The organism is Kitasatospora sp. NPDC091257, assembly GCF_044757675.1.
GTDB lineage: Bacteria > Actinomycetota > Actinomycetes > Streptomycetales > Streptomycetaceae > Kitasatospora > Kitasatospora lactacystinica.
This window is the reverse complement of record NZ_JBIVVI010000368.1, coordinates 1-7307: the sequence shown is the minus strand read 5'-3', so window position 1 is coordinate 7307 and position 7307 is coordinate 1. Positions and strand designations below refer to the sequence as shown.

The 7307-nt window shown below is 74.2% G+C and carries 8 protein-coding genes; 2 read left to right on the top strand and 6 right to left on the bottom strand.

The annotated features are described in order from the left end of the window. Positions 1 to 116 precede the first annotated feature (116 nt). The 4 genes from ACIQOV_RS18580 to ACIQOV_RS18565 all read right to left on the bottom strand — a co-directional run bounded on the left by ACIQOV_RS18580 (position 117) and on the right by ACIQOV_RS18565 (position 4859). Positions 117 to 1259: a hypothetical protein gene (locus ACIQOV_RS18580; RefSeq protein WP_401049686.1), complete on the bottom strand. Its 1143-nt coding sequence runs from the start codon at positions 1257 to 1259 to the stop codon at positions 117 to 119. Between the two features lie 68 nt (positions 1260 to 1327). Next, complete coding sequence (locus ACIQOV_RS18575; protein ID WP_401049684.1) at positions 1328 to 2446, bottom strand: hypothetical protein; 1119 nt, start codon at positions 2444 to 2446, stop codon at positions 1328 to 1330. Beyond that, positions 2443 to 3021 (bottom strand): NADAR family protein, encoded by a 579-nt coding sequence (locus tag ACIQOV_RS18570; protein ID WP_401049683.1) that lies wholly within the window; start codon positions 3019 to 3021, stop codon positions 2443 to 2445. The genes ACIQOV_RS18575 and ACIQOV_RS18570 overlap by 4 nt, the downstream gene beginning before the upstream one ends. Then, positions 3018 to 4859, bottom strand: coding sequence for a threonine aldolase family protein (locus ACIQOV_RS18565; protein ID WP_401049681.1), 1842 nt, complete (start codon positions 4857 to 4859; stop codon positions 3018 to 3020). The genes ACIQOV_RS18570 and ACIQOV_RS18565 overlap by 4 nt, the downstream gene beginning before the upstream one ends. A 157-nt stretch (positions 4860 to 5016) precedes the next feature. Between ACIQOV_RS18565 and ACIQOV_RS18560 the strand changes: the two genes are divergently transcribed. Continuing rightward, positions 5017 to 5553 carry a hypothetical protein gene (locus tag ACIQOV_RS18560; RefSeq protein ID WP_401049679.1) on the top strand — a complete coding sequence of 179 codons (537 nt, stop codon included), beginning with the start codon at positions 5017 to 5019 and terminating at the stop codon, positions 5551 to 5553. On the opposite strand, the gene ACIQOV_RS18555 is transcribed toward ACIQOV_RS18560, so the two are convergent. Both ACIQOV_RS18555 and ACIQOV_RS18550 read right to left on the bottom strand, forming a co-directional pair. Beyond that, entirely contained in the window at positions 5528 to 5965 is a 438-nt protein-coding gene (locus ACIQOV_RS18555) for a nucleoside deaminase (RefSeq protein ID WP_401049678.1), read from the bottom strand. The genes ACIQOV_RS18560 and ACIQOV_RS18555 overlap by 26 nt on opposite strands. Continuing rightward, positions 5962 to 6771 carry an LLM class flavin-dependent oxidoreductase gene (locus ACIQOV_RS18550; RefSeq protein WP_401049676.1) on the bottom strand — a complete coding sequence of 270 codons (810 nt, stop codon included), beginning with the start codon at positions 6769 to 6771 and terminating at the stop codon, positions 5962 to 5964. Before ACIQOV_RS18550 ends, ACIQOV_RS18555 begins: the two co-directional genes overlap by 4 nt. Before the next feature lie 93 nt (positions 6772 to 6864). Here ACIQOV_RS18550 and ACIQOV_RS18545 point away from each other — a divergent pair. After that, positions 6865 to 7307: Lrp/AsnC family transcriptional regulator (locus ACIQOV_RS18545; protein ID WP_359902968.1), on the top strand; the 443-nt coding region annotated here is incomplete at its 3' end.

Genomic DNA, 7307 nt, shown 5'->3' with positions numbered 1-7307 from the left:
GTCCGCCCTGGTGGGGCGGACGGGGGCTCCTTGCTGTCCGGGACCGGGGTCGGGGGCCGAGTGCCGGCCCAGGCCGTCCCCGGTCCGTCCCGCGGCCGTTTCCCGTGCGGCCGCCGCTACCGCCGTCCCCAGCGCGAGCGCGGGGCCGTGGGCGGGCGGGTCGGGAGGCCGGCGGTGCGCAGGGCCGCGAGCGTGGTGCGGTGGCGGGCCTCGTCGGCGAGCAGCGCGGCCAGCAACTGCGCGTAGAGCCCGGAACTGCCGGCGCCGTCCAGGGCGGCGGCCAGCCGGACCACCTCGACGGGCGGGCGCAGGACGGCCAGCTCGCTCAGCAGGAGGGCGGCGAGCGCCGGCGGCAGCCCGGCCGCGAGGTCGGCGAGGTCGGCGGTGGAGCGGCCCGCGGCCTGGCGCAGCAGGGTCCTGACGTCGGCGGACCGGCCGTGCTGCTGGAGGCAGGCGGCCAGGGAGGTCAGCTCGGGCATCGGCGCGGACCCCCACTCCCAGAGCAGCGTCGCGCTGTCGGCGGCCAGCCCGGCCCGGTCCAGCGCGGAGAGCAGGCCGGGGACGGAGGCGGCCGGGTAGCCCCAGAAGGCGTGGAACACCTCGGCCGCCTCCTCGGCCAGGCCCAGTTCGCGCAACTCGGCGAGCACGGTGACGGAATGGTCGGGTGCGGACCGGGCGATGCTGCGGGCGAGGAGGAGCGAGCCGCCGGTCGGACCGTACCGGGCCAGCATGCCGACCAGCAGCGCGGCGTCGGAGGGGGTGAGGCGGGCGGCGGCCGCGTCTATCACCCCGGTGGCCTCGGCGAGGGAGCCGGCCCGGTGGAGGGCGGTGATCCGCTCGGTGAGAGCGCCGAGGTCGGGGCGGGCGGGCGCCGGCTGCTGCTGAGGTGGCTGCTGCTGTCGCGGTGGCTGCTGTGCGGGCTGCTGATGGGCCGGTGCCTGTTGATGCTGCGGTGGCGGCGGTGGCTGCTGCCGCTGTCTGATCCTGCTCTCCAACTCCTCCAGCTGGTCGCTGAGTTGGAGGCAGCGGGCGCCCAGGTCCTCGCGGAGCGTGCGGGCCTGGGCGAGCTGGCGCAGCAGCTCCCCGTCCGGCCGCTGGCGGCCCGGGGCGGCCCGGATCGCCTCGTTCAGGCGCCGTTCACGTTGGCCCGCGTAGCGGCTCGCACGGAGTAACTCGTCCAGTTCTGCGCGGAGTTCCTCGGCCTGTTGCTCGCCTTCCGGCCGCTGGCCTGCGGATTGTGCCGTCGGCCGCATGCGCATGATCGCCCCAACCTGTCCATCTGCACCCTGACTGTGTGACATCCTGGCGTCAGTATGTGGCGTGGGAGTTAAGAGTGCACGACCAGTCGTGTCCGAGTGGTGTCAAGGAGCGCGCAGACGGCGGTCGTTGCGAGAAGTGCGCCGGTCGCGCTCCGGAGGAGGGTCGCCTCGTAGTGCGGGCCGGGAGCGAGTGCCGCGACGGCGTATCCGACCAGCGCGCCCACGAGCGCGGGCGGCAGGAGGAGCAGCGCGTCCCGGCGGACCGCCGCCCCGATCACCAGGAGCCCGGCCAGGGCGGAGAGTTCGGGCGTGCCGAAGGACTGCGCGTAGCGGATCGACAGGGCGGGGACGAGGAACAGCGCCAGTGCCCGGCCGACCGTCCCGGAGAGTGCGGCGGTGTACGGGCCGGGCCGCCCGCGCGGGATCCGGCGCGGAAGGGTGCGGGTGGCGACGAGCACCGCCAACGCGGCCGCGGCGGACGGGAGATGGTCCCCGAGCCGGGCGAGGTTGTAGAGCAGCGCGGTGTCGTACAGCACCAGCATCAGCTGGCCGTACGCCCACAGGTCGAGCGCGAAGCGGAACGGGCCGCGGGCGGGCTCGGCGTCCGCTTCGGGTTCGCGTCGGGCCAGCCGGGCGATCAGCGGCGGCGTGAGGCAGGCCGCGAGCACCCGCAGGACGAGGTCGTCCACGGTGTACGGGTTCCGCAGGTCCCACTCCACCGCGCAGAACGCCACCGTGTACGAGACGGCGGCGAGCGGGATCAACGGCGAGCGGGCCAACCGGACGTACAGCGCGCGGTCCAGCCGCCGGACGACGGCGACGAACGCCAGCAGCACCAGCGGCAGTTCGAGGAACGCCTGCACCCGGAGCACCGACGGCGCCAGGAGCTCCGGGGCCGGGAAGCGGGCGGCGAGGAAATCCAGGCGGGGCACGTCGAACCAGCCGGGCGGCAGGTGGCGGGCGATGAAGGAGACGTCCCCGTGGTGCACCCGGTTCACGTAGACCGCGACGAGTACCTGGTTGAGGTGGATCAGTGCGACGACGGCCGCCAGCAGCGGCTCCGGCCCGTACGTTCCTTCTCGCCGCGGGGGCCGGGCCTTCCGCCGCAACACCCCCGGCGCCAGGAACAGGGCGGCGGCGGCCGAGGCCACCACCGTCCCGTCCAGCAGCGGAGCGATCGCGCTCATGCGGCCAACCGCGCCCGCGCCTCCATCAGGGCGAAGCCGAGCAGGTTCAACCCGCGCCACTCGGCGGGCTGTTGGGCCCGGATGTCGTCGGCGGCGAGCCCGATGCCCCAGATCCGGTCCAGCGGGCTGGCCTCGACCAGCACCCGGTCGCCCGTGCCCAGGAGGTAGTCGCGCAGTGCCTCGTCCTGTCCGAACTTCGCGACGTTGCCCGCCACCACCAGCTCGAACCGGCCGGCCGTCCAGACCTTCTCGTCGAAGTCCTTGACCAGCCGCCCCAGCTTCTTCGCCTCGGCGGGGGTCCGGGCCGAGAGCACCCGCCGCGCGATCTCCTCGTCACCGAACATCCGGGCCTTGCCGGCCATCATCCAGTGCTCGGCGGAGGTGTAGGTGAGCCCGTCGACGGTGAACTCGCCGGGCCACCACTGGCTCAGGCACTCCTGTCGGGTGCCACCGCCCTTGCGCTCGGTGTGCCCCCAGAACATCACCCACTTCGGCCGCAGCCCGTCGGCCATCAGCGCGGTCAGCTCCTCGCGGCTGCGGACGGCGGCCAGGTCCCCCACGTGCATCTCGCTCATATCGTCAGTCTGACACAAAGGGGTGGTGGCCGCGAACCGTTTGACTGCGGCGCTCCTCGCGGGATCCCCGCCGTCAGCCCCTGGCCGCCAGCTCCAGGAAGCGCAGCCCGACGTCCGTCACCTCCTCCGCCGTCCACGCCTGCGCCGGCTCGCCGAGGCTGACCTCGGCCACGGCGAGGCCGGGGGCGGCGTCCTCCCAGTGGGACGAACCAGACGCCCTCCTGCTCGGCCAGGGCCAGATGGGCGGCGTTCAGGGCCTCGGCCGGGTGCGGGAGCCAGAGTCGGTACTCGTGAGTGGGCGGCACCTCGGGATACAGGCGGGCGCCGGGGAGCGCGGCCAGCGCCGGGGTGAGGGTGGACGCGGCGTGGCGGATCAGGCCGGGGATGCGCGGCAGGGCGGTGTCCAGGCCGTGGAGGGCGGCGATGGCGGCCGGCCACTGCTGGGAGAGCTGGCCGCCGTAGCGGTGGCGCCAGGTGCGGGCGTAGGAGGTGAGGGCGGCATCGCCGGCGAGGGCGGCCCCGCTGATCCCGCCGAGGTCCTTGTAGTAGGAGACGTAGACGCTGTCGGCGAGGGCGGCGATCTCGTCGAGCCGCTTGCCGAAGTGGACCGTGGTGTTCCAGAGCCGGGCGCCGTCGAAGTGCACCCGGGCGCCGGCCTCGCGGGCGGCGGCGACGAGGGCGGTCAGCTCCTCCCAGTCGGGGAGCAGGTAGCCGGGGTCACGCAGGGGGAGTTCGACCGTCAGGGTGCCGAACGGCTCGCCCAGCGCGCCGAGTTCGCCGGGCGTCGGCTGGCGCTGCCCGGTGGTGGGCCAGAGGCCGCGCAGGCCGGTGAGCTGGGTGTAGGCGTGCCGCTCGTGCCGCTCGATGTGGCTGAGCGGGTGCAGGGCCACCGCCGTGTTGCCGGTGCGTTCGGCGTGGTGGCGCAGGGCCACCTGCTGGGCCATCGTCCCGGTGGGGAAGAAGACCGCGTCCTCCTTCCCGAGCAGTGCGGCGGTCCGTTCCTCCAGCTGCCGCACGGGACCGTCGCTGCCGTAGAAGTCGTGGGGGACGTCCAGGCCGTCCAGGGCGGAGAGTTGGGCGAGGCGCTCGCGGATGCTGAGGACGCGGTCGCCGGAGAGGAGGCGCTTGCAGGTCGTGCGGGCCGCGCGGCGCCGCTGGACCGCGCTCTGGTCATCGGTCATCCGGTGATTGTCGAACTCGTGACGCGGTCGGACCAACTGCTTTTCCCCAGGGCGGGGCGGGCGCCGGAAAGGCGGTCCGGGCCGGGGCTGTCGGGGCTGCCCGTCCGTGTCGCCCTCGTCGGGCCAACGGCCCTCCAGGTGGAGCCGGATGAGCGCGGCGTGGGAGAGCGGGCTGGTCGGGTTGGCGACGTCGCCGTTGGTGGTGTAGTCCAGGAGCACGACCTCGTCCTTCTCCCGGAGCCGCTCGACCAGATCGGCGGCGCGGTGTTCGAGGACCCAGCGGTAGGCCGGGAGGTAGATGCGGCGGCGGGCCGTCTCGTAGGGCAGGAGCCGGTCGCCGTGCAGGCCGGCCCGGTGGCCCTGGACGGGGCCGTACCGGCGCACCGTCCGCTTGAGGCCCTTCATCGAGGTGACGCGCAGCTTCGCGGGGTCGACGTCGGCGTCCCGGAAGACCTTGAGGGCCTGCCGGACGCCTTCCACGGACTCGCTGGTCACGCCGTCGCTCCAGGGGACCGGGATGCCGCCGTGCGGATGGAACGGGCTCAGCCGGACCCACGGGTCCGGCGCCCTGGAGGTGACGTCGATGATCTCCGCGCCGGGGAAGGCGGCGGTCAGCGAGGCCGTCGTGCGGCGGCGGCTCGCGACGTGGATCGGCATCGGTGGGCTCCCCTGGTCGGCGGTGCGGGCCACCGAGCGTCCCAGGTGGCACTGACATTCCGGCTCCGGAACCGGCCCCGCCGCGGTCGGCCGAGGCCCGGGAGGAGCGGACCTCTGCTGGATTGAACGTGTTCAAATATGCCGTGCCAGGAGGGGGATGACCATGGTGACGGTTCCTGCGAGTGCCCGAGGGTTCGTCGGATTGGCGGTCGCGGTGTTCGTATGGCCGGTGGCGGCCTTCGTCGTGAGATTCGGCTTCCACGCCGCGCCCGTGCACGTGGTCGTGGCGGTCTGCTCGGTGCCCTGTGCGGTGGCACTCCTCTGCGGTCGCCCGAGAGTGTTCCGGATCGCCGCCACCGTGGCCGGGACGGCGATGGGAGCCGTGGCGGGGCTCGCCGCGCTGGGGTTCCTCGTGATCGGGACGGAGTTCGGCCCGAGGACCGCGCTCCTGGTCGGGGTCACCCTGCCGGTCGCGACGATCGCCCCGCTGGTCGCCGCCTTCCAGCGGGCCGAGGGGGTCGAGCAGGGCCGGCCGGCGGCCGTGGTCGGCTGGTCGGCGGCCGTCCTCTCGGCCGGCGGCTGGCTCCTGCTGTTCTTCCAGGGCCCGGGTCGCTCGGGGCTCCGGCGGGAGCGGGTCCGGTGCGGCCGGAGCCCGGCGCGGCCGGGGCTCAGCGCGGACCGTAGTAGGCCGTGATCGGGGCCCGGGCCTCGTCGGGCAGGGCCGGGCCGTCCGTCGGTACCGGCCTCCAGGCGCCCGAGTCGGGGTTGAGCTCGACGAGCTGCTCGGTGGAGAGCGCGTACACGACCCGGCCGAGGCCGGAGCGGAGGATGCCTCCTTCGCACATGCCGCAGGGCTGGCAGCTGGTGTACATCGTGGTGCGCGCGGCGGTGCCGGGGGCCAGTTCGCGGGCGGCCCAGCGGGCGAGCTTCAGTTCGGGGTGGGCCGTGATGTCGTCGTCGCGCCGTACGGTGTTGTGGGCCTCGGCGAGGATCCCGCCGTCCGGGCCGGCGAGCAGGGAGCCGTAGGGCGCGTCGCCCAGGGTGATCGCGTGGGCGGCGATGGCGAGGGCGCGGCGCAGCAGGGCCCGGTCGGCGTCGGTGATCACACGGCCCTCCACCGGGTGGCCACGGTGGTGAGGTCCTGCCAGGCCCGCTGCGGCCGACGGGTTTCCTCCGGATCGCCGTGGTAGGGGTCGAGGACGACGGTCTCCGCGCCGAGATCGCGCAGGTGGCGGAGGTCGTCGAGGATCTGGTCGACGGTGCCGACGCCGGCGGGCCGCTCGGGGTCGTCGACCGGCGTGCCGGTGGGCCGCAGGGCGATGCGGGGCGCGAACCCCGGCATCGGGTGCTCGGCCAGGACCGACCGCATCCGGGCGAGGGGCAGCCGCAGCGGGTGCCAGGCGTCGCCGAACCGGCGTGCCCGCCGGAGCGCGGCCTCGCTGTGGCCGCCGACCCAGACCGGTACCGACCGGCGGTCGGACTCCTCGGCCCGGGCGTCGCGCAGGGTGCTCAGGTACTCGTCGGTCAGTCTGCCGCGCTCGCCGAACGGCACGCCGAGGGCGGCGAACTCCCGGCGGGCCCAGCCGACTCCCACGCCCAGGACGAACCGGCCGCCGCTGAGCCGGTCGAGGGTGTCCGTCATCCGCGCCACCAGCAGCGGGTTCCGGTAGGGCAGGATGAGCACGGTCGTGCCCAGCCGCAGGTTCGGGGCGACTCCGGCGAGCCAGGACAGCGTGGTGAAGGGCTCGTAGAAGGGTTCCGGGTACCGCTCGGCGACGTCCGGGGTCACCGCCACGTGGTCCGACACCATGAGGAGGTCGAAGCCGAGGCCCTCCGCGGTCCGGGCCCACTCGCGCAGCACGCCGGGGTCGGTTCCCGGGCCGAAGTTCGGTACGTTGACGCCAAGTTGCATGCTTCGAGGCTATCCCCGCGATCATGGCGGACGGAACGGGGTTCTCCCGCTGTGACCGGCGGATCGCCGTGGTTCTCCCGGTAGATTCGCGTCATGGCCGTGAATCTTGACGACACCGACTGGGCGATCATCGAGCAGCTGCAACGGGAGGCCCGCATCTCGCTCAGCGAGCTGGGACGGCGGGTGTCGCTGAGCGCGTCGGCGACCACGGAACGGGTGCGGAACCTGGAGTCGCTGGGCGTCATCACCGGCTACCGCGCGACGGTGGACCTGGCGAAGGTCGGCTACCCGGTGCTCGCCGTCGTCCGGCTGAAGTACCCGGGCAACCGGCACGAGCCGCTGCGGCGGCTGCTCGACGAGCGGCGGGAGATCCTGGAGTGCCTGCGCACCACCGGCGACGACTGCTACACCCTGAAGGTGGCGGCGACGTCCATGGAACACCTGGAAACCCTGGTGGACGAGCTGGCCGGCTTCGGCAGCACCACCACGAGCGTCGTCTACAGCCGGACACTGCCCCTGCGGGGACCCGGCCGGCC